Source organism: Caballeronia sp. LZ029, from assembly GCF_031451275.1.
Classification (GTDB): Bacteria; Pseudomonadota; Gammaproteobacteria; order Burkholderiales; family Burkholderiaceae; genus Caballeronia; species Caballeronia jiangsuensis.
This window is the reverse complement of record NZ_JARUXO010000003.1, coordinates 782,799-804,064: the sequence shown is the minus strand read 5'-3', so window position 1 is coordinate 804,064 and position 21,266 is coordinate 782,799. Positions and strand designations below refer to the sequence as shown.

The 21,266-nt window shown below is 63.3% G+C and carries 14 protein-coding genes; 5 read left to right on the top strand and 9 right to left on the bottom strand.

Features of this window, described 5'->3' with window-relative positions:
- The first annotated feature begins 80 nt into the window (after positions 1-80).
- Both QCE73_RS23005 and QCE73_RS23000 read left to right on the top strand, forming a co-directional pair.
- Positions 81-2,822: an MGH1-like glycoside hydrolase domain-containing protein gene (locus tag QCE73_RS23005; RefSeq protein WP_309883716.1), complete on the top strand. Its 2,742-nt coding sequence runs from the start codon at positions 81-83 to the stop codon at positions 2,820-2,822.
- Between the two features lie 70 nt (positions 2,823-2,892).
- Positions 2,893-3,339, top strand: a complete 447-nt coding sequence (locus tag QCE73_RS23000; RefSeq protein ID WP_187604016.1) for a universal stress protein — start codon at positions 2,893-2,895, stop codon at positions 3,337-3,339.
- A gap of 9 nt (positions 3,340-3,348) precedes the next feature.
- Here QCE73_RS23000 and QCE73_RS22995 read toward each other — a convergent pair whose 3' ends face one another.
- The 9 genes from QCE73_RS22995 to QCE73_RS22955 all read right to left on the bottom strand — a co-directional run bounded on the left by QCE73_RS22995 (position 3,349) and on the right by QCE73_RS22955 (position 14,553).
- Positions 3,349-4,566 (bottom strand): hypothetical protein, encoded by a 1,218-nt coding sequence (locus tag QCE73_RS22995; RefSeq protein ID WP_309883715.1) that lies wholly within the window; start codon positions 4,564-4,566, stop codon positions 3,349-3,351.
- Positions 4,567-4,680: 114 nt separating this feature from the next.
- Entirely contained in the window at positions 4,681-6,138 is a 1,458-nt protein-coding gene (locus QCE73_RS22990) for an NAD-dependent succinate-semialdehyde dehydrogenase (protein WP_309883714.1), read from the bottom strand.
- A 148-nt stretch (positions 6,139-6,286) separates the two neighbouring features.
- Positions 6,287-7,948 (bottom strand): cation acetate symporter, encoded by a 1,662-nt coding sequence (locus tag QCE73_RS22985; protein WP_309883713.1) that lies wholly within the window; start codon positions 7,946-7,948, stop codon positions 6,287-6,289.
- Entirely contained in the window at positions 7,945-8,250 is a 306-nt protein-coding gene (locus QCE73_RS22980) for a DUF485 domain-containing protein (protein WP_035501389.1), read from the bottom strand. Before QCE73_RS22980 ends, QCE73_RS22985 begins: the two co-directional genes overlap by 4 nt.
- A gap of 252 nt (positions 8,251-8,502) precedes the next feature.
- Positions 8,503-9,270 carry an ethanolamine ammonia-lyase subunit EutC gene (eutC, locus tag QCE73_RS22975; RefSeq protein WP_309884187.1) on the bottom strand — a complete coding sequence of 256 codons (768 nt, stop codon included), beginning with the start codon at positions 9,268-9,270 and terminating at the stop codon, positions 8,503-8,505.
- Positions 9,270-10,649: an ethanolamine ammonia-lyase subunit EutB gene (locus QCE73_RS22970; RefSeq protein ID WP_309883712.1), complete on the bottom strand. Its 1,380-nt coding sequence runs from the start codon at positions 10,647-10,649 to the stop codon at positions 9,270-9,272. Before QCE73_RS22970 ends, eutC begins: the two co-directional genes overlap by 1 nt.
- Positions 10,646-11,797 carry a branched-chain amino acid ABC transporter substrate-binding protein gene (locus QCE73_RS22965; RefSeq protein WP_035501388.1) on the bottom strand — a complete coding sequence of 384 codons (1,152 nt, stop codon included), beginning with the start codon at positions 11,795-11,797 and terminating at the stop codon, positions 10,646-10,648. Before QCE73_RS22965 ends, QCE73_RS22970 begins: the two co-directional genes overlap by 4 nt.
- A 96-nt stretch (positions 11,798-11,893) precedes the next feature.
- Complete coding sequence (locus tag QCE73_RS22960) at positions 11,894-13,126, bottom strand: FAD-dependent oxidoreductase (RefSeq protein ID WP_309883711.1); 1,233 nt, start codon at positions 13,124-13,126, stop codon at positions 11,894-11,896.
- A complete protein-coding gene (locus QCE73_RS22955; RefSeq protein ID WP_309883710.1) occupies positions 13,126-14,553 on the bottom strand; it encodes an amino acid permease in 1,428 nt (475 codons plus the stop codon). The genes QCE73_RS22960 and QCE73_RS22955 overlap by 1 nt, the downstream gene beginning before the upstream one ends.
- Before the next feature lie 309 nt (positions 14,554-14,862).
- Here QCE73_RS22955 and QCE73_RS22950 point away from each other — a divergent pair, with 309 nt between their 5' ends.
- The 3 genes from QCE73_RS22950 (at position 14,863) to QCE73_RS22940 (ending at position 21,265) form a co-directional block, all read left to right on the top strand.
- Positions 14,863-16,272, top strand: coding sequence for a PLP-dependent aminotransferase family protein (locus tag QCE73_RS22950; protein ID WP_309883709.1), 1,410 nt, complete (start codon positions 14,863-14,865; stop codon positions 16,270-16,272).
- Between the two features lie 482 nt (positions 16,273-16,754).
- The gene (locus QCE73_RS22945) at positions 16,755-17,999 is read left to right on the top strand and encodes an efflux RND transporter periplasmic adaptor subunit (RefSeq protein ID WP_309883708.1); all 1,245 of its coding nucleotides are present in this window, start codon (positions 16,755-16,757) and stop codon (positions 17,997-17,999) included.
- Between the two features lie 44 nt (positions 18,000-18,043).
- On the top strand, positions 18,044-21,265 hold the full coding sequence (locus tag QCE73_RS22940) for a multidrug efflux RND transporter permease subunit (protein WP_309883707.1): 3,222 nt from the start codon (positions 18,044-18,046) through the stop codon (positions 21,263-21,265).
- Position 21,266: the final 1 nt, after the last annotated feature.

The following is a 21,266-nucleotide window of genomic DNA, read 5'->3' as shown; positions in this document are numbered from 1 at the left end:
GCCGCGCTTTTTTTCACTTCGCTTATCATCGGAAAGCCGCGCATCGAACATATTGGATGGTCATCCGGACCGGAGGTCGCATGCCACCGCTACGCGCAATCCATTTGCTGCAAACCAGGGAAGGCTCTCGCCTGCATGGCGCCGAACTCGACCGGTGGCGACGCTGGGGACCGTACCTGAGCGAGCGTCAATGGGGCACGGTCCGCGAGGATTACAGCGAATGCGGAACCGCCTGGGATTACTTTCCGCACGACCATGCGCGCAGCCGCATGTATCGCTGGGGAGAGGACGGTATCGCCGGATTCGGCAACGACCCGCTCGACTGGTGCGTGTCGCTCGCGCTGTGGAACGGGCGCGATCCGATCATCAAGGAACGGCTCTTCGGTCTCACGAACGAGCAAGGCAATCACGGCGAGGATGTGAAGGAGCTGTACTTCTATCTCGACGGCACGCCGACGCATTCGTACATGAAGATGCTGTACAAGTATCCGCACGACGCGTATCCGTATCAGCAGCTCATCGACGAGAACAGGCGGCGCGGCCCCGAGCTTCCCGAATACGAAGTGCTCGATACCGGCGTGTTCGACAACGATCGATACTTCGATGTCTGCGTCGAGTATGCGAAGCACACGGCCGATGATGTCGTGATGCGCGTGACCGTCGAAAACCGCGCTGACGAGCCCGCGACGCTTCACGTGCTGCCGCAGTTCTGGGCGCGCAACCGCTGGTCGTGGTCGAGCAAATGGGGCAAGCCGTCGCTGACGCTGGAACAGGATGCGCGCGAAGGTGCCCGCGTCGTCGCGCACAATCCGTCGCAAGGCGCGATGCTGGTGACGGCATCGGCGGAAACGCCCGTCGAATGGCTCTTTTGCGAGAACGAAACGAACGTTCGTCGCATCTTCGGTATCGAGGGCGCGGGTCCCTTCAAGGACGGCTTCAACGACTATCTCGTCGAAGGCGACGAACACGCGATCCGGCGCGATCTTGGCACGCGCAGCGCCGCGCACGCGTGTTTGCAACTCGGACCGCATGAACGCTCCGTGATGTATCTGCGCTGGCGTCCGGCATCGGTTTCAAACGATCCGCCGCTCGACATGGCGCAGCTTTTCGCGCAACGCCTGGCGGAAGCCGACGAGTTCTACGCGACGCTGCAACACGATATCGACGAAGCCGATGCGCGTCTCGTGCAGCGTCAGGCGCTCGCAGGCATGTTATGGACGAAGCAGTATTACCAGTTCGACGTCACGCGCTGGCACGACGGCGATCCCGGCCAGCCCATTCCGCCCAAAGGACGCCGACAGGGCCGCAATGCGGACTGGCGGCATATGTGCAACGGCGACATCGTATCGATGCCCGACAAATGGGAGTACCCGTGGTACGCGTCGTGGGATCTCGCGTTCCATGCAGTCGCGTTCGCGACGATCGATCCGGACTTCGCGAAGAAGCAGTTATCGCTGCTCGTGAAAGAACGCTACATGCATCCGAACGGGCAATTGCCCGCTTATGAATGGGCCTTCGGCGACGCGAATCCGCCGGTTCACGCGTGGGCGACATGGCGCGTATTCGAGCTCGATCGCGAGATGACCGGCATCGGCGATCACGCTTTCCTCGAAGTGATGTTCCACAAGCTGCTGCTCAACTTCGCATGGTGGGTCAACCGCAAGGACGCCGACGACCGCAACATCTTTCAGGGCGGTTTTCTCGGGCTCGACAACATCGGCATCTTCGACCGCTCGCAGCCGCTGCCGACGGGCGGACGCATCGATCAGGCCGATGGCACCGCGTGGATGGCCTCGTATGCGCTCGACCTCATGCAGATCGGGCTCGAACTCGCGATGGCCAACGAGTCGTATGTCGAGATCGCGGTGAAGTTCTTCGAGCACTTCCTGTATATCGCGGAAGCGGTGAGTTGCGGCGAGGGCTGCAACACGGGCTTGTGGGACCGCAGCGACGAATTCTTCTATGACGTGCTGCATCTGCCGAACGGAACGCGCGTGCCGATGCGCATTCGATCCATCGTCGGGCTGATACCGCTCTTCGCGGTGCATGTGCTCGAAGAGCGCGTGTACGGCGATTTGCCGGGACTGCGCGAAAGGCTTGCGTGGTTTTTAGATCATCGGCCGAATCTCGCGAAGCTCGTCTCGCGCTGGACCGAGCCCGGCAAGGGCAACACCACCCTGCTTTCGCTATTACGCGGACATCGCATGAAAGCGCTGTTGCGGCGCACGCTCGATGAATGCGAATTCCTTTCCGACTATGGCGTGCGCGCATTGTCACGCGTGCATTGCGAAAAGCCATATATCTTCGATCACGATGGCGTGAAGGTCTGCATCAGATACCTGCCCGCGGAATCGGATTCGCGTGTATTCGGCGGCAATTCCAATTGGCGTGGACCGATCTGGATGCCGGTCAACTATTTGCTGATCGAATCGCTGTACGAGTTTCATCGTTACTATGGCGACGAATTTCGCGTCGAGCATCCGACGGGCTCGGGCAAGATGCATTCGCTGAGCGAGATTGCCGACGACCTCTCGCGACGCATCAGCACGCTCTTCCTGAAAGATGCCGATGGCAAGCGTCCCGTGATGGCCGCGTATCCGATGCTGCAAGCCGATCCGCGCTCGCAGGATCTCATCCTCTTTCACGAGTACTTTCATGGCGACAACGGGCGCGGCGTCGGCGCTTCGCATCAGACGGGATGGAGCGGGCTCGTAGCGTTGCTGCTGCAGCCGCGTCTGATGAAGCTGTCGCACGTGGGGCCCGAAGCGCCCGTCATGTCCGTGCGTCTGGATGAGGAGGCTATCGCGGCAATGGGTCGCTAGAACTCGCCTATACTGGAATCGTCGATTCGACTCTCTCTTTCGAGTCCCCAGAGAACCGGAGGACGTCATCATGTTCAACCATTTGCTGGTTCCAACGGACGGGTCCGCGCTATCGGAGGCGGCGGTGCGCATGGCCGTTGCGCTCGCCAAGGAGAACAGCGCGCGCATCACCGGTCTTTATATGATGCGGCCGTTTCATATGACCGTTTATAGCGCCGAGATGGCGGGCGCGAATCAGGACGAGGTTCAGGCCGCCGATCAGGCGCGCGCTCGCGTGTACCTCGAAAATCTGCGGAATATCGCGGTACAGGCGGGCGTGGAGTGCGATACCGAAGCGCCCACGGGATCGCATCCCTATGAAGTGATCCTCGATACGGCGAAGACGCGGCACTGCGATCTCATCGTGATGGCCTCGCACGGTCATGGCGGAATTCGCGGGCTATTGCTCGGAAGCGAGACGCAGAAGGTGCTGACGCATAGTCATTTGCCGATTCTGGTGGTGAGGCCGCCGGAGTGATGGCGCAGTTCATTCGACCGACGCCTTTTCATCCGCCACCGCCGACCGCACGCGTGGACGCAACACGTTTACGAAGGTATTCGTGCGCTCCGCTAACCACGCGAAGGCAGCCTTACGCACCTCGGCCTGCTTCAACGGTCCGAATTCGCGACGGTCTCTGATGTAGAGCCGGGAATCCTCGTCGACTATCTCGGCGCTTCCGCCCAACTCGGCCCTCACAGAATCCCAGTCTTCGATGACGGTCTGCACCGCGCGCTCACCGATGGTATTCCGGCCGAAAGAAAGAAATACGCCGACCCTGTGCCGATGCAGATCGCGATACACAGTGATCCACGCGCTTCTATCAGGCACCGGCAGCGTGAAGCCGATATGACCTTTCCGCGCGGGTTTCGGTATCTGCTGCTCTGGATCGTCGAGCTTGAGGACGCCAAGAAACTCTGTCCAGAAGCTTCGCTGTTCTTCCGAAAGCGCCGATCGATCAACGTTGCCCTCGTCTTCGCCCTCCGCGATATCGTCAAGTGCGTGACCTTCGGGCACCATCACGACGGTCCGCGTGATCAAAGTCGTGCGAGCGAGGACACGCGGCACGATCAGCCGTCCGCCGTCAGGCATGACGTAGATGGGCATCTCGACCAGACCAAGCGAAAAATGCAGCCCGGCGTGCGCCTGCAGATACTCCGCGATTGCCTCAACGCCCTCGCGTATGCCGTCGCCGACGATGAGAAGCAGGAACCGTCCACGGCGAAGGTTCCGGGTGAGCGCATCATTGAATTTGATCTCATCGACTTCCGGGTCGACGGCCCGCACCATCTCGAGCAGTGGGTTTCCGTCACGTTTCAGGCACTGCTTCACCGCTCGCTGCAAGTCAGACGAGGACCAGCGGCTGAGTTCTTTCGCGTAATCGAGGATCTGGCCTACGACTTCACGCCGCGCTTCGGGATTGCGCCATAGCTTGCATTCGACCAGCACGGGCAATCCAGAAGGCGTGACCATGAATACGTCGATGGGTCCGGCGTTCGTATATAGCTCGCGGCATATGGACACAGCACCGGAGAAGATCGCGTCGATTTCCTCGATAGGAAGGCAGGCGGGATGCGCGTGCACATACGCCTGGATATCGGCCTCGCTGATTTCTCTCGCGCCTTTGTGCAGAGCGTCGGCCTGCAAGCGGATTGCGGTATTCGAGTTGTGAGGAATCAAAAGAGGAGCAGCGGTTTGTCTGGACATTCTTTTTGCTTTCTTGACTGCGCCACTGCTCGGTTTGAACGGTCGACGCCGGGAGCGGCGATTATAAAGGCCTGCCCAGTCGACACGTCGCGCACGCAGGCGGACCGCTAAGCCTCACGGCTCCAGATTCCCGAAACAAACATACTTCGCCTCCAGATACTCCTCCACCCCCGACGACGCCCCTTCGCGCCCCATCCCCGATTCCTTGATGCCGCCGAACGGCGCGACCTCGTTGAACACGAGACTATCGTTAACGCCGACGACCCCGCATTCGAGCGCCTCCATCACACGGAACGCGCGGCTGATATCCGCCGTGTAGAAGTACGACGCGAGCCCGGTGCGCGTATCGTTCGCGAGCGTGATGACGTCGTCCTCGTCCCTGAACTGGAGCACGCTCGCTATCGGCCCGAGAACTTCGTCGCCGCACACGCCCATCGACGGATCGACGCCCGTCAGGACCGTCGGCCTGAAAAAGTTCGATCCGGGCGCGACACGCGATCCGCCCGCCGCGATCTTCGCGCCGAGCCTCACCGCTTCATCGACGAGACCTTCGATGCGCACCACCGCCGCGTCGTCGATGAGCGGGCCGATCTGCGCGCCTTCGTCCAGTCCGTCGCTCACCTTGAGCAACGCGACTTTCGAAACGAGCTTCGCGACGAAGGTCTCGTACACGTCCTCATGCACGAAAAAGCGGTTCGCGCACATCGCCGCCTGGCCCGAGTGACGGAAACGCGCATCGAGCGCGCCTTTCACGGCGAGGTCGATATCCGCATCGTCGAACACGATGAAAGGGCAGTTCGCGCCCAGTTCGAGCGACATCTTCTTCACGGTGGATGCGCACAAGGTCATCAGCCGCTTGCCTTCGTCGATGGAACCGGTGAACGACACTTTCCGCACACCGGGACTCGCGAGCAGCGTGCTTCTGATCGGCTCGCCCTCGCCCGTCAGCACGGACAGCACGCCGCGCGGCAAGCCCGCGTTCTCGCCGAGCGCGCATAGCGCGAGCGCCGAGTACGGCGTCTGCGGATCAGGATGATGAATGACCGTGCAGCCCGCCGCGAGCGCGGCGCCGACGCGCCGTGCGACCATCGAAGAGGGAAACGTCCACGACGTGATCGCGCCGCACACGCCGACCGGCTGATGCAGCACGCGGATACGCTGATTGCGGCGCGGCGCGGGAATGTTGTCGCCGTAGATGCGGCGCGCTTCTTCGGCGAACCAGTCGAGATAGTTCGCGGCCTGCGTGATTTCGGAACGCGCTTCGTGCAGCGGCTTGCCTTGCTCGGTGCTCAGGATGATGGCGAGATCGTCGCGATGATGTTCGACGAGCCGCGCCCATTCCCTCAGCACCGACGCACGCTCGCGGCTGCTCCAGTTGCGCCAGTCCTGCAAGGCCGCGTTCGCGCAGTCGATGGCTTCGCTCACCTGCTCCGCCGTGACCTGCGGCACGGTGCCGATGATCTCGCCGGTGGAAGGATTGGTGACGGGCACGCGCGGCAGCGAAGTACTGTCGACCCACGCGCCGCCGATATACGCCGATTGCTCGAAAAGACTGGGGCACTGCAATTCCATGGCTCGCTCCAATGCGAAAGAAGCTTCGTGCTTTCAGTTGCATCGAGCTTAACGCATTTTTTACTCGCCATTCGCGACGCACCCGGCATCTCCGGCATACGAATCGCGTCGGCGGCGGCGCATCGGAGAACGCGCCGCCGTCAGGACTTCAGTGGCTCGCGCCCTCCACCGCGCCGATGCCCGTCTCGGAGCGAACCGTCTGCGCTTCGAAGCCGGCCTTGTCGATACGCGAACGCGCGGATTTGTCGGTCACCGAGAAGAGCCAGATGCCGATGAAGCCGATCGCCATCGAGAACAGCGCGGGCGATGCATACGGGAACGGCGCGCTCGCGTAGTGGAACACATCGACCCACACGGCCTTCGAGAGCACCGTCATCGCGACCGCCGAGAACAGGCCGAGGAAGCCGCCGATCGCCGCGCCGCGCGTCGTGCAGCCGCGCCACAGGACCGACATGAAGAGCACCGGGAAGTTGGCCGACGCCGCCACCGCGAACGCAAGCGACACCATGAACGCGATGTTCTGCTTCTCGAACACGATGCCGAGCACCACCGCGACGATGCCGAGCACGATCGTCGTGATACGCGAGACCTTCAGTTCGCTCTTGCTCGACGCCTGGCCCTTCTTGAACACGGTCGCATAGAGATCATGCGACACCGCCGACGCGCCCGCGAGCGTCAGCCCCGCGACGACCGCGAGAATGGTTGCAAACGCCACTGCCGAGATGAAGCCGAGAAACACGTTGCCGCCGACCGCGTTAGCAAGATGCACCGCCGCCATGTTCGTGCCGCCGAGCAGCTTGCCGCCCGCATCCTTGAACATCGGATTGGTGCTCACCAGCACGATCGCGCCGAAGCCGATGATGAACGTGAGAATGTAGAAGTAGCCGATCCACGTCGTCGCCCAGAACACCGACTTGCGCGCTTCCTTCGCGTTCGGCACGGTGAAGAAGCGCATCAGGATGTGGGGCAGACCGGCCGTGCCGAACATCAGCGCAATGCCGAAGGAGATCGCCGAGATCGGGTCCTTGATGAAGTTGCCCGGGCCCATGATCGATTCCTTCTTCTCGTGCACCTCGACCGCCTTCGCAAAGAGCGCCTCGGGGCTGAAGTGGAATTGCCACAGCACCATGAACGCCATGAACGAAGCGCCCGCGAGCAGCAGACACGCCTTGATGATCTGCACCCACGTCGTCGCGGTCATGCCGCCGAAGAGCACGTACACCATCATCAGCGCGCCGACGATCACCACCGCGATCCAGTATTCGAGGCCGAACAGGAGCTTGATGAGTTGTCCCGCGCCGACCATCTGCGCGATCAGATAGAACGCCACGACGACGAGCGTGCCCGACGCCGCGAACGCGCGAATCGGCGTCTGCTTGAAGCGGTATGCGGCGACATCGGCGAAGGTGAAGCGGCCGAGATTGCGCAGGCGCTCGGCCATCAGGAACGTGATGATCGGCCAGCCGACGAGAAAGCCGATCGAATAGATGAGGCCGTCATAACCGTTGCTGTAGACCGCCGCCGAAATGCCGAGGAACGAGGCCGCCGACATGAAATCGCCCGCGATCGCAAGGCCGTTCTGAAAGCCTGTGATGCCACCGCCCGCGGTGTAGAACTCGGCGGCCGAACGCGTCTTTTTGGCGGCCCATTTGGTGATGAAAAGCGTCGCGATCACGAACGCGATGAACATGCAGATCGCGGTCCAGTTGGTCGCCTGCTTCACCGCCTGACCGAGATCGCCGCCGGCGGCGAAGGCGCTCGAGGAAGCCGCGACAAGCGCGCCCGATGCGAGGATACGTTGCGGCTTCATGCGGCCTCCCGCTTGATCTTGTCCGTGAGTTCGTCGTACGTGCTGTTGGCATGGCGCACGTAGAGACCCGTTATCACGACCGTGAAGACGATCACGAACAGGCCGATCGGCATGCCCCAGGTCATCACGCCCGCGCCCATCTTCGCGGCGAGCAAATCCTTGTCGAACGCGATGAGCAACACGTAGCCGTAGTACACGACGAGCACGAGCGCGGTCAGCGTCCAGCCGAGCTTCGAGCGTTTTCGCACCAGTTCGCCGTACGCGGCGCTCGACTTGATTTTTTCTACGATCTTGAGATCCATTTCCGTCTCCTGCATGAATGTCTCTTTTCTGCGTGCGAAAACGCCCGCGTTCGGCGCGGCGCGCGAACGGTCAGCGATGCGTATGAATAAGAACATCCCCGGACGGGGACGTCATGCAATGCCCTCGCGCATACTTTTCAGGCGAGTTTTGCTTTCGATGCGCTGGAGACTAAGGTAAAAGCGTCCGCTTACCCGTTTCTTACGCGAGGCACTTTCTTTCGACGGGGTTTACGCGGAGCATCGGATGCGCAGTCATGCGCGCGACAGGCGATCGATCGTTCGCTCGGGCAGGCTTATCGCGCTGTCGTCCTTCAGGCCGACGCCCGTCAGCTTGCGCGAGCGCGCTTCGTTCAGCAGCCACGCGAGCTTGAACGCGGCTGCATCGTAGGCCAGTCCTTCAGGGCGAACGTTCGATATGCAGTTGCGTTCCGCATCGCTGCGACTCTGACGCGGATCGTACGTCACATACACGCCGAGACTCGCCGGAGAAGTGAGCCCCGGTCTTTCGCCGATCAGCACGGCAACGATGCGCGCCTTCAGGATCGACCCGATGCAATCGCCGAGCGCCACGCGCGCCTGCGTCGCGATGACGACAGGACCGATGCGCCAGCCGTCGAGCCGCGCGACGGTTCTTTCGATGAGCGCGATCGCGTGCGTCGATGCCGCGTTCGATGAAAGTCCATCGGCGATGACGAACACGAGGTCCGTGTCCTTCGTGTGCGATTCGAGCTGTGTCGCGCTCGTCTCGTTGAGGCGGCGTCCGAGATCGGGACGCCGCAGGTAGACATCGCGCGAGGGCGCGGCGCTGCAAACCGTGGCGCTCTCGAATCCCTTCGACATCAGTTCGTCCTGCAATGCCGGGACATCGAGCGGCCGATGCACCGCGTCGCGCGCCTGTGCATGTGCGAGATTGAACGCGAGCAGCGGCGCGGTCGGCACGCTGCTGCCCGCGCGTCCGAGCGCGATACGCGCATCGGTGAACCGGCGCAACGCTTCCCACGGATTCGCGCTGACTTTCATCACGCCCTCATCCAGTCGACGAGCGCGGGCCATTGCGTCTGTTCCCGCAGCATGCCGCGCGCATTCGTGATCTGGATCGCCTGCAGCCATGCTTCGAACTCGGGCGCGCGTTTCAGGCCGAGCACATCGCGCACATAAAGCGCGTCATGAAACGAGGTGCTCTGATAGTTCAGCATCACATCGTCGGCGCCGGGCACGCCCATGATGAAGTTCACGTTGGCCGCGCCGAGCAGCGTGAGCAGCGTGTCCATGTCGTCCTGATCGGCTTCCGCGTGATTCGTGTAGCAGACGTCGCAACCCATCGGCACGCCGAGCAGCTTCGCGCAGAAATGATCTTCGAGGCCCGCGCGAATGATCTGCTTGCCGTCGTAGAGATACTCCGGACCGATGAAGCCCACCACCGTATTCACGAGAAACGGATTGAACCTGCGCGCCACCGCATAGGCGCGCGCTTCGCAGGTCTGCTGATCCACGCCGTGATGCGCGTTCGCGGACAGCGCGCTGCCCTGCCCCGTTTCGAAGTACATGAGATTCTCGCCGACGGTTCCGCGCTTCAACGACAAGCCCGCTTCATACGCTTCCTGCAACAACGCGATGGAGATGCCGAACGATGCGTTCGCCTTCTGCGTGCCCGCGATCGACTGAAACACGAGATCGACCGGCGCGCCCTGCTCCATCGCCGCGAGCGTGTTGGTCACGTGCGTCAGCACGCAGGTCTGCGTCGGCACGTCGTAGCGTTCGCGAAACGCGTCCATCATCGCGAGTAATTTGCCGATGGCCTGCGGCGAGTCCGATGCGGGATTGATGCCGATCATCGCGTCGCCGCAGCCGTACATGAGGCCGTCGATCATCGATGCGGCGATGCCCTGCACATCGTCGGTCGGATGATTCGGCTGAAGGCGCACCGACATGTGTCCAGGCAAGCCAACCGTGTTCCTGAAGCGCGTGACGACCGGGCGCTTCTTCGCGGCGAGGATGAGGTCCTGATTGCGCATCAGCTTCGATACCGCCGCGACCATCTCCGGCGTGAGTCCCTGCGACACCGCGACGAGCGCGGCGGTATCGGTCGAATCGGCCAGCAGCCACTCGCGGAACTCGCCGACCGTGAGATGCGACACAGCGGCGAACGCATCCTTCGAATGTTCGTCGATGATGAGGCGCGTGACTTCGTCGTCTTCGTACGGGATCAACGCCTCTTCGACGAACGCGCGCAGCGGCACCGCCGACAAGGCCAGCTTCGCCGCCGCGCGCTCTTCTTCCGTCGCCGCGGCGATGCCCGCGAGTTCATCGCCGGAACGTCGCGGACTCGCCTTCGCGAGCAGCGTTGCGAGATCGTCGAAACGATACGTGCGAACGCCTACGGTTTCGCTGAAGCTCATACGCCGCTTCCGCCGACTGTCTTCAAACTCTTCCATTGGCCCTGCTCGACCTGAAAGAGCGTATAGGGCGGCTTGATCAGATCGCCGTACGGATCGAACGATATCTTGCCGGTCACGCCCGTCACGTTGACCTTCGCGAGCGCCTCGACGATCTTGCCGCGATCGAGCGAATTCGCATCGTGGATGGCCTTGATCATCGCGAGCGCGGCATCGTAGGCGAAAGGCGCATACAGCTCCACATCCTGATTGAAGCGCGCCTTGTAGCGCTTGCCGAACTCCTGCGCGGACGGCAGCTTGTCGAGCGCGGGACCGGGTTCGAGATCCTGCGTGCCGTTGCCCGACGTGCCCGCGATCTGAAGGAACGCATTGCTCTTGAGCGCGCCCGCGCCGAAGAGTTGCGTCGTCATGCCGAGCGAGCGCATCTGCTTGACGAGCATCGCGCCCTGTTCATCGAGACCGCCGAAGAAAATCAGATCGACGTTCTGGCTCTTCATCGTCGTGAGAATGGCGCGGAAGTCCACGGCCTTGTCGTTGGTGTATTCACGCGCGACGATCTTGCCGTTCGCCTCCTTCACGCCTTTCTCGAACGAATCGGCGAGACCTTGCCCGAACGCGGTGCGATCGTCGATGATGCCGATGCGCTTCGGCTTCATCTGCTCCACGACGAAGCGCCCCGCCACCACGCCGCCCACGCCGTCATGGCCCATCGTGCGGAACACGTTCTTGAAGCCCTGCTTCGTGAGTTGCGGGTTCGTCGAGCCGGGCGTGATCATCGCGACATTCGCCTGATGATAGACAGTCGACGCCGGAATGCTGCAACCGGAGTTGTAATGCCCGATCACGCCGACGATGCCGCTATCGACCGCTTTCTGCGCGACCTGAATCGCGACGCGCGGATCGGCCTGATCGTCGTACACCTCCAGTTCGAACTTGACGGGCTTGCCGCCGACGGTCGGATGCTTCGCGTTCTCTTCATCGATCGCGAGTTGCGCACCGTACTGCAAATCCTTGCCGACGCGCGCGACCGGCCCCGTCAACGGCCCGACGAATCCGATCTTCACGACTTCGGGATCGGCGGCCCACGACATCGGCATATGCGCGGCAAGCACGCCTGCGGCAAGGCTCGAAAGCAAAAAGCGGCGGTTCATGTTCGTGCTCCACATGGTTGGACGTCGCGCCAGTTTTCATACGGCCCGCTCGCGGCGCGACACCGCGAACAGGTCTCATGCGAATGCGTGCCGCGCTCAGTGAAAGCGCGACGCGCGATAGCTCGCGAGATCGAGCGGCGGTGCGCGCCGCGCGATCATATCGGCGACGATGCGTCCGCTCACGCCCGCGAGCGTCAACCCGAGATGCTGATGCCCGAACGCATACACGACGCGCTCGCTCGCCTTCGACGCGCCGATCACCGGCACGCCGTCGGGCAATGTCGGACGAAAGCCGAGCCATTCGCGATCGGGCGCGCCGAGCGCGGGCAACGCGCGCTTGGACGACACGGTCACGAGATCGAGCAGCGCGCGGTTGCGTTCTTCGGTAAAGCCCGCGAGCTCGACCGTGCCCGCGACGCGAATGCCGTCGCTCATCGGCGTCATGTAGAAGCCGCGCTCCGCCCAGCCGCACGGCCGCGATATCAGGTTCGACGCCGATGCATAACGAACGTGATAACCGCGCTCGGTATCGAGCGGAACGTCGTCGCCGCATTGACGCGCGAACTCGCGCGAGCGCGCGCCCGTCGCGACGACGACATGATCGAAGCGGCGCGCATCGCCGTTCACGCGCAATGAAACGCCTTGCGCGTCCGGTTCTATCGCATCGACTTTCGCGCGTTCCAGTTGCGCACCGCGCGCCGCAAGCCGTTCATACAAGGCCTCCAGAAAACCGGCGGGATCGGTGAAATGCCAGCTATCGCGAAACAGCACGCCGCGCGCGAAGATCGGGGCGAGCTGCGGTTCGAGTTCGCGGATCGCGCCGCTTTCGAGCACGTCGAAGCTCACGCCGAGCCGTTCGCGAAGGTCGAGCGAATCGCGCGATGCATCGAACGACGCGGCGCTCGAATAGAGATACAGACACTCGCGCGGCTTCACGAAACGCGCGAGACCGTCTTCGTCGAGCAAGGGCGCGTAGCCTTCCTGCGCACGCGAGAGCAGCGCCGACAACGCCTTCGCACTCGCTTCGAAGTTCGCGCGCCGCGAGCTCATCAGAAAGCGCGCGAGCCACGGCGCGAGTTGCGGCAGATAGCTCCAGCGCAATCTGAACGGGCTGTCGTTCGAGAGCAAAAATCGCGGGATATCGCGGAACACGGACGGATTGTTCACCGGTACGCATCCGTACGGCGCGAAGGTGCCCGCGTTGCCGAACGACGCGCCCTGCGCCACGCCCGACGGATCGAACAGCGTGACGCCGTGACCGTCGCGCATGAGCCAGGCCGCGCTCGCCATGCCGATGAACCCCGCGCCGATGATCGCCACATTCGACATCAGTCACGCCCCTTCCATGCAAGCTCGCCTTCATGCGACAGGAAACCCGTCGCCGACTCGCTCTCCTCCTGACGACGATGATGCTTCGCCGCGAACAGGTACGCCGCCGATGCCACCGCGAGACTCGCGAGGCTCGCCATCAGTTGCGGACGCAGTTCGCGGTCCGCGCCCATCGCCGCAAGCACGCCGACGATCGCGATGACGACCGCATACGACAGCCACGGAAAGAGCCACATCTTGAGCGTGAGACGCTCGGGCGCTTCTTTCTGAATGCGTCGGCGGATGCGGATCTGCGCGAGCGCCGTCGCGAGATAGACGAACAGCATCACCGCGCCCGATGCGTTCACGAGGAACAGGAACACGCCCTGCGGCGACACGATCGCCGCGACGATCGCCACATAGCCGACCACGCTCGAGAGCAGCACCGCGAGACGCGGCACCTTCTGCGGCGTGAGCCTGAGCAGCGCCTTCGGCGCATCGCCGCGTTCGGCGAGACGGAACAGAATGCGCGACGACACATACAGACCCGAGTTCAGCGCGGACAACACGGCGACGAGCACGATCGCGTTCATGATGTCGGCGGCGTAGGGAATGCGCATCGTCTCCAGTGCGGCGACGAACGGCGAATGTCCCGTCACGATGCTGCCCCACGGCACGATGCACGCGATCAGGAACAGCGAGCCGACATAGAACGTGATGACGCGCAGGATCACCGAGCGCGTCATGGCGGCGACGCTCTTCGCGGGATCGTCGGATTCGGCGGCCGCGATGGTCGCGATTTCCGCGCCGCCGACCGCGAAGATCACCGTCGGCACGGCGGCGAACACGGACATCGCGCCGAACGGGAGAAAGCCGCGATTGCCGGTGAGATGCGTAACCGCGCTGCCCGTGTGCCCGAAGCCGAGCAGATAGCCCGCGCCGATCGCGATGAACACGATGATCGCCGCGACCTTGATCGACGCGAACCAGAACTCGAATTCGCCGTACGACTTGACTGAGAGCAGGTTGATCACGGTCATCACGGACAACAGCACGAGGCCGATGACCCAGACCGGCGCCGGTATCCAGCGCTGCAATATCGCGGCGCCCGCGACGGCCTCCACCGCGACGACGATCACCCAGAAATACCAGTAGAGCCAGCCGCTCGTGAAGCCGGCCCAGTTGCCGAGGCCGATGCGCGCGTATTCGGTGAACGAGCCGACGCCGGGCACGGCGAGCGCCATTTCGCCGAGCATGCGCATGACCATCAGCACGACGATGCCGGCGACGAGATACGACACGCACGCCGCCGGGCCGACTGTCGCGAGCGTCGCGCTGCTGCCGACGAACAAACCGGCGCCGATGATCCCGCCGAGCGCGATCATCGTGACGTGACGCTGGCGCAGCGCCGCGCCGAGCTTGGGTTGAGAGGTTTGAGGCAAGGACATCGGGGAAATCTCCTGCGGACAAAGATCGGATGAATCGGACGCGCGGCTGATGCAAAAGCGCAGCGCACACCAGACAAACTCTGATACTAGAATCACACAAGATTTTTTTGTGTGCAATTAAAAACGCTATTGTGTGGTGATGGGATTTTCCCTGAGTGCGGCTGGAGCGGGTCTTGCAGAAGCGCTTCAGCACGCCTCAACGCGCTTTGGCGCTTACGCGAGCATTGCATCGCGGCCACTCTGGGTTAGAATCGCCTGACTTCCGCACAAATCGCGGACAAAGCATCGTTTGTATGGAGACAGAGATTCATGGCTTCCGACAAGGATCAGACGCTGACCGCGAACGGCGAAGGCGACGGCGCGACCAAGCGATCGACCTATATCGAGGTATCCAGCTCCATCGAGAAGGAAATCCGCAGCGGCATCTATCCGCCCGGCAGCCGTCTGCCGCCGCAACGGCAACTGGCGAGCGACCTGGGCATCAATGTGTCCACGGTGTCGCGCGCGTACAAGGAGTTGCAGTTGCGCGGCCTCGTGATCGGCAGCAAGCGGCGCGGCTCGCTCGTGACCGGCGGCGCGATGCCGAGCGTCGAGACGCCGCCCGCGAGCTCGGGCAGCGCGGTCATCGACCTGACCGTGAACCGGCCCGCGACCGGCGAATTCCTCGCGTGCCTCGCGCGCACGATGGGCGAGCTGCCGCGCGATCCGCGCTTTGCGCAGTTGCAGGAATATCAGCCGCCGCAGGGCCCTTCGTGGGCGCGCGCGGCGGGTGCGCGCTGGATGAGCGCGCCGGGCTTCGCGCCGACGCCGGATCAGGTCGTCGTCACGAGCGGCGCGCAGCACGGCCTGTATGCGGTGCTCAACAGCCTGATCGGCACGGATGGCGTGATCCTCGCGGATCAGCTCACGTATTACGGGCTGAAGGCGCTCGCGCCGGTGTTCCAGTTCGAGATCGTGGGCATTCCGAGCGACCGCGACGGCCTGCTCATCGACGAGGTCGAGCGCGTATGCAGGCGCGTGCCGGTGAAGGCGATCTTCACGGTGCCGAATCTGCAGAATCCCACCGTCACGACGATGAGCCTCGAGCGGCGCATGGCGCTCGTCGATGTCGCGCGGCGGCATGGCGTGGCGATCATCGAAGACGATGTGTACGGCCCGCTCGTCGCGCAACGCCTGCCGACGCTCGCGAGCCTGTGCCCCGAGCTGACGTTCCATATCTCGGCGACCTCGAAGATACTCGCGCCCGGCTTGCGGCTCGGCTATCTGCTGAGCCCGCAGGACAATTCGGCGCTTTGTGCGGAGGCCGTGCGCACGACGGCGTGGATGCCCGCTCCGCTATCGATGCTGATTGCCGCCGTCTGGATGGAGGATGGCACCGCGCAGCACATCATGAATGCGCAGCTCGCCGAGATTCGCGCACGGCATGATCTCGCCCGCGAGTTGCTGCCGCAGGATCTCCTTCAGTCCGATCCGGCCTGCATGTTCGTCTGGCTGAAGCTGCCGCTGCCGTGGCGCGCCGACGATTTCGCGGCGAATGCGAAGGCGCGCGGCGTGGTGGTGATGCCGTCGTCTGCGTTCGCGGTCGACCGCTCGGAGATCGAGCACGGCGTGCGCATCAATCTCGCGTGCGCGGAAAGCCGCGATCAGCTCGTCAGCGGCCTGAGGATGCTGGCGGGCACGTTGAGGGACCGGCCGCGGGCGTTGTTCGGGCATCTGTGACAAGCATGCACGCCGGACGAAACTGTCTACAGTCTCGTCCGGCGTTTCGAATTCCGGCACGCCCGTTCGGCAGACTGCCAAGCAATCCATAGCGTCCCGCCGCAGCCGGCGATCCCGTCGGCCTGCAAACCAAAGCCGGCAGTAATTGCTGCGCATCCCGATCCGCCGCCTCAGTCGAAATGGCATTAAACGCTATGGCGTTTTCAGCCGTATTCGGCTATTAGTAGTCTCGTCACGCAACACCGTGGCGAAACAATGAGCATCTCTGGCTATAACTCGACCGCCAAAACCGGAGGCAGCTACGACACATCAAAAGCATCAGGCTCGCGCTCGCTGACGTCGCCCAAGATTCCTGTCCCGCGATTTCATCGCATGGCGAAGGCACGCCTTCGCTGAAACGCAACCGCGAGCATGTCGTGGCGAGGCACCTTCCCGGGCGCGCTCGCTCATCAACGATCGGCCATCCCAAGAGGGAGGCGCCTATGGCGTTCGTGTCGGAACAGATGCTGGACTGCTGCTCGTTCGCTCAACCGTCGCGCCCGATGCGCGCGTTGCGTCTCGTTGCAATTGCCACGATGGCGTCGCTTGCGCTCGTGGCGTGCAGGAAGCCGCCAGCCGAAGCGCAGAAGCCCGCCGTCGATGTCACTGTCGTGACCGTCGCCGCTCAGTCGACGCCCGTCGAATTCGAATTCACCGCGCAGACGCAAAGCTCGCGCGAGGTCGAGATACGCGCACGCGTCGACGGCTTCCTGGAAAAGCGCATGTACACCGAAGGCTCGCTCGTCCAGGCCGGGCAGGTGATGTTCCTCATGGACAAGCGCCCCTTCGAAGCCGCGTTGCAGACCGCGAAGGGCTCGCTCGCGCAGCAGGATGCGCGGCTCCTCGTCACCCAGCAGAATCTCTCGCGCGTGAAGCCGCTCGCCGCGATGAACGCGTTGAGCAAGAAAGATCTCGACGATGCCGTCGGCAACGAAAAGAGCGCGCAGGCCGCCGTCATCGCCGCGAAAGGCGAGGTGCAGACCGCGGAGCTCAATCTGAGCTACACGACGATCCGCTCGCCGCTCAAGGGCCTCTCCAGCTTCGCGCGCGTGCAGGAAGGCAGCTACGTGACGCCGACGCAATCGGGCCTGCTCACCTCCGTCTATCAGCTCGACCCGATGTGGGTGAACTTCAGCATCTCGGAGAACGAGTTGCTGAAGTATCGCGAGCAGATCAAGACGGGCCAGTTGCACTTTCCGCCCGACAACAAGTTCGATGTGGTCGTGATTCAGGCCGATGGCTCGGTCTTTCCGAAGACCGGCCGTATCGACTTCACGAATCCGGCGTTCAGCACGGAGACGGGCACGTTCCTCGTGCGCGCGGTGTTCGCCAATCCACAGGGTACGTTGCGGCCCGGGCAGTTCGTGAAGGCGCGCGTGGTGGGCGCGGTGCGGCCCAACGCCATTCTCGTGCCGCAGCGCGCCGTGCTGCAGGGCGCGAAGAGCCACTTCGTCTGGGTGCTCGACGAGCAATCGAAGCCGCACCAGCGTGTCGTCGAAGTCGGCGAATGGCATGGCGACGACTGGTTCATCACGAGCGGCCTGAAGGCGGGCGAGCGCGTCATCGTCGATGGCGCGATCCGGGTCAGCGCGGATTCGCAGATTCGCGTCACGGCCGCACCCGCGGCGCCGGCGTCGGGCGCGCAGGAGGCGTCGGCCGGGCAAACGAAGAGCGCAGGCGAAAAGTGATTTGATCTGACGTCTATCGGAAGCATGTCGCGCGGAAGAGGCCAATGAACATTTCACATTTCTGCATTGACCGTCCGATTTTCGCGTCGGTCATATCGATCATCATCACGCTGGGCGGCGCGCTGTGCATGCTTGCGCTGCCCACCGCGCAGTATCCCGACATCACGCCGCCGCAGATCACGATCTCCGCGACCTATCCGGGCGCGAGCGCGGACGTGGTCGCGAACAACGTCGCCGCGCCGATCGAGCAGCAGGTCAACGGCGCGGACAACATGATCTATATGAGCTCGTCGAGTTCGTCGACGGGCAATCTGACGATCAACGCCTACTTCCAGATCGGCACCAACCCGGAACTCGCGCAGGTCGACGTGCAGAACCGCGTGAATCTCGCGCTGCCGCAACTGCCGCAGTCGGTGACCGCGCAGGGCGTGCAGGTGCAGAAGAAGTCGCAGGCGTTCATGATGGTCATCGCCATCTATTCGCCCGACGAGCGCTACGACGCGACGTACATCGCGAACTACGCGAACGTGTATGTCCTCGACGCGCTCAAGCGCATTCCCGGTGCGAACCAGACGAGCATCTTCGGCACGCCCGATTACGCGATGCGCATCTGGCTCAAGCCCGATCGCATGGCGCAGCTCGGCATCACCGCCGCGGACGTGCAGCGCGCGGTCGCGAACCAGAACCAGCAGTTCGCCGTGGGCCGTCTCGGACAATCGCCGACCGGCGCGCCCGTCGAGCAGTCCTTCGCGGTGACGACGACCGGGCGGCTCACCGAGCCCTCCGAGTTCGAGAACATCATCATCCGCGCGCAATCGGGCGGCGCCGCGATCGTGCGTCTGAAGGACGTGGGCCGCGCCGAGCTCGGGCAAAAAGACTATTCGATCCGCAGCCGCTTCCAGGGCAAATCGGCGACGGTGCTCGCCGTCTATCAGCAGCCGGGCGCGAACGCGCTCGACGTGGCGAAGCAGGTGCGCGCGTCGCTCGCCGAGATGAAGAAGACGTTCCCGCAGGGCATCGAATACGAAATCGCGATGGACACGACGGAGTTCACGCGCGCGTCCATCTCTGACGTGGTGCATACGTTCTTCGAAGCGGTCGTGCTGGTCGTGATCGTCGTGTTCGTGTTCCTGCAAAGCCTGCGCGCCACGCTGATTCCGGTGATCGCGGTGCCGGTGTCGATCGTCGGCACGTTCATGGGCATGGAGGCGCTCGGCTTCTCCATCAACATGCTGACCTTGTTCGGCATGGTGCTCGCGATCGGGATTGTCGTGGACGATGCGATCGTCGTGATCGAGAACGTCGAGCGCAACATGACCGTGCACAAGCTCGATCCGAAGACCGCCGCCAAGAAGGCGATGGACGAAGTGGCCGGGCCGGTGGTCGCCATCGTGCTCGTGCTGTGCGCGGTGTTCGTGCCGGTGGCGTTCCTCTCGGGCATCACGGGGCAGATGTACAAGCAGTTCGCCATCACGATAGCGATCTCGGTGGTGATCTCGGGCATCGTCGCGCTGACCTTGTCGCCCGCGCTCGCCGCGTTGCTGCTCAAACCGGGGCATCACGAGAAGAAAGGCTTCTTCCGCTGGTTCGACGCCCAGTTCCTGCGCATGACGCACGGCTACACGAGCGTCGTGCGGCTCATCATCAAGCGTTTCGCGATTGCGCTGCTGCTCTTCATCGGCATGATCGCGCTCGCCGTCGTCATGATGCGCGACATACCGACCGCGTTCCTGCCGCCGGAAGATCAGGGCTATCTGCTCGGCGCGGTGATCATGCCCGATGCCGCGTCGCTCGATCGCACCGGCGCGGTGTCCGATCGCGTGACCGAGTACTTCATGAAGCAGCCGGCGGTCGGCAGCATTACGACCGTCGATGGCTTCAGCATTCTCGATAGCCAGAACAAGAACAACTCGTCGACGTTCTTCGTCGGCTTCAAGAGTTTCGAGGAACGCTACAAGTCGGCCAATATCCGCACGCAGAACGCGCGTGCGGTGCTCGTCGATGCGTACAAGCATCTGTCGCAGATCAGGGAAGGCATCGTCGTGCCGCTCAATCCACCGTCGATTCCGGGCCTCGGCACGACCGGCGGCACCGAGATGTGGATTCAGAGCAAGGGCGATGCGACCATCGGTCAGTTCGCGGGCGTCGTGGACGATTTCGTCGCCAAGGCCAAGGCGCGTCCGGAACTGACGGGCGTCACCTCGACCTTCAACGCGTCGTCGCAGCAGATGCTCGCCAATGTCGATCGCGACAAGGCCGAAACGCTCGGCGTGCCCGTCGAGGACGTCTATAGCGCGATGCAGACGATGTTCGGCTCGCTCTACGTGTCGCAATTCAACCGGTCGAGCCGGCTCTGGCAGGTGATCCTGCAGGCGGAGCCGCAGTACCGGCTGAAGCCGGACGATCTCACGCAGATTTTCGTGAAGAGCAAGTCCGGCGAGATGGTGCCGCTCAAGTCCATGGTCACGACGCGCTATGTGACGGGCCCCGATCTCATCACGCGCTTCAACAACTTCCCCGCGGTGAAGATCACGGCGAACGCCGCGCCCGGCTACGCGTCCGGACAGGTCATAGACGCGCTGGAAGATATTGCACGGGGCTTGCCGTCGGACTACGGCATCGGGTGGAGCGGCGAGGCCTACGAGGCGAAGCAGTCGGGCAGTTCGTCGGCGCTCGTCTTCGTGTTCGGCCTGATCATGGTGTTCCTGATCCTCGCGGCGCAGTACGAGAAGTGGAGCCTGCCGTTCGGCGTGCTGATGGCGGTGCCGTTCGCGATCTTCGGCGCGCTGCTCGCCATCCTCCTGCGCGGCCTCAACAACGACGTGTACTTCCAGATCGGCCTGACGATGCTCGTCGCGCTCGCGGCGAAGAACGCCATTCTCATCTTCGAGTTCGCGGTGCTGAACCGCGAGGCGGGCGCGTCCGTCTACGACGCGGCGATGACCGCCGCCGAAGAGCGCCTGCGCCCGATCGTGATGACCTCGCTCGCGTTCATTCTCGGCTGCGTGCCGCTCGCGATCGCCACGGGCGCATCCGCGAACAGCCGGCATTCCATCGGCACGGGCGTGATCGGCGGGATGCTCGGCGCGACGGTCATCGCCGTGTTCTTCATCCCGATGTTCTTCTGGGGACTGGAAACGATGTCCTCGCGCTCGAAGAAAAAGAAAGGCGACGAAGCGCCCACCGCCACCGATGCGAAGCCGTCCCAGAACGCATCGGGAAGCGGTTCGAATGCCTCGCCGTCCGCCCCGGACAAGGGAGACTGAC

Coding starts and splice junctions, on each gene's coding strand:
- QCE73_RS22995 (WP_309883715.1), bottom strand. CDS start 4,566: ATGTCCAGACAAACCGCTGCTCCTCTTTTGATTCCTCACAACTCGAAT.
- QCE73_RS23000 (WP_187604016.1), top strand. CDS start 2,893: ATGTTCAACCATTTGCTGGTTCCAACGGACGGGTCCGCGCTATCGGAG.
- QCE73_RS22950 (WP_309883709.1), top strand. CDS start 14,863: ATGGCTTCCGACAAGGATCAGACGCTGACCGCGAACGGCGAAGGCGAC.
- QCE73_RS22940 (WP_309883707.1), top strand. CDS start 18,044: ATGAACATTTCACATTTCTGCATTGACCGTCCGATTTTCGCGTCGGTC.
- QCE73_RS22955 (WP_309883710.1), bottom strand. CDS start 14,553: ATGTCCTTGCCTCAAACCTCTCAACCCAAGCTCGGCGCGGCGCTGCGC.
- QCE73_RS22960 (WP_309883711.1), bottom strand. CDS start 13,126: ATGTCGAATGTGGCGATCATCGGCGCGGGGTTCATCGGCATGGCGAGC.
- QCE73_RS22970 (WP_309883712.1), bottom strand. CDS start 10,649: ATGAGCTTCAGCGAAACCGTAGGCGTTCGCACGTATCGTTTCGACGAT.
- QCE73_RS23005 (WP_309883716.1), top strand. CDS start 81: ATGCCACCGCTACGCGCAATCCATTTGCTGCAAACCAGGGAAGGCTCT.
- QCE73_RS22965 (WP_035501388.1), bottom strand. CDS start 11,797: ATGAACCGCCGCTTTTTGCTTTCGAGCCTTGCCGCAGGCGTGCTTGCC.
- QCE73_RS22990 (WP_309883714.1), bottom strand. CDS start 6,138: ATGGAATTGCAGTGCCCCAGTCTTTTCGAGCAATCGGCGTATATCGGC.
- QCE73_RS22945 (WP_309883708.1), top strand. CDS start 16,755: ATGGCGTTCGTGTCGGAACAGATGCTGGACTGCTGCTCGTTCGCTCAA.
- eutC (WP_309884187.1), bottom strand. CDS start 9,270: ATGAAAGTCAGCGCGAATCCGTGGGAAGCGTTGCGCCGGTTCACCGAT.
- QCE73_RS22980 (WP_035501389.1), bottom strand. CDS start 8,250: ATGGATCTCAAGATCGTAGAAAAAATCAAGTCGAGCGCCGCGTACGGC.
- QCE73_RS22985 (WP_309883713.1), bottom strand. CDS start 7,948: ATGAAGCCGCAACGTATCCTCGCATCGGGCGCGCTTGTCGCGGCTTCC.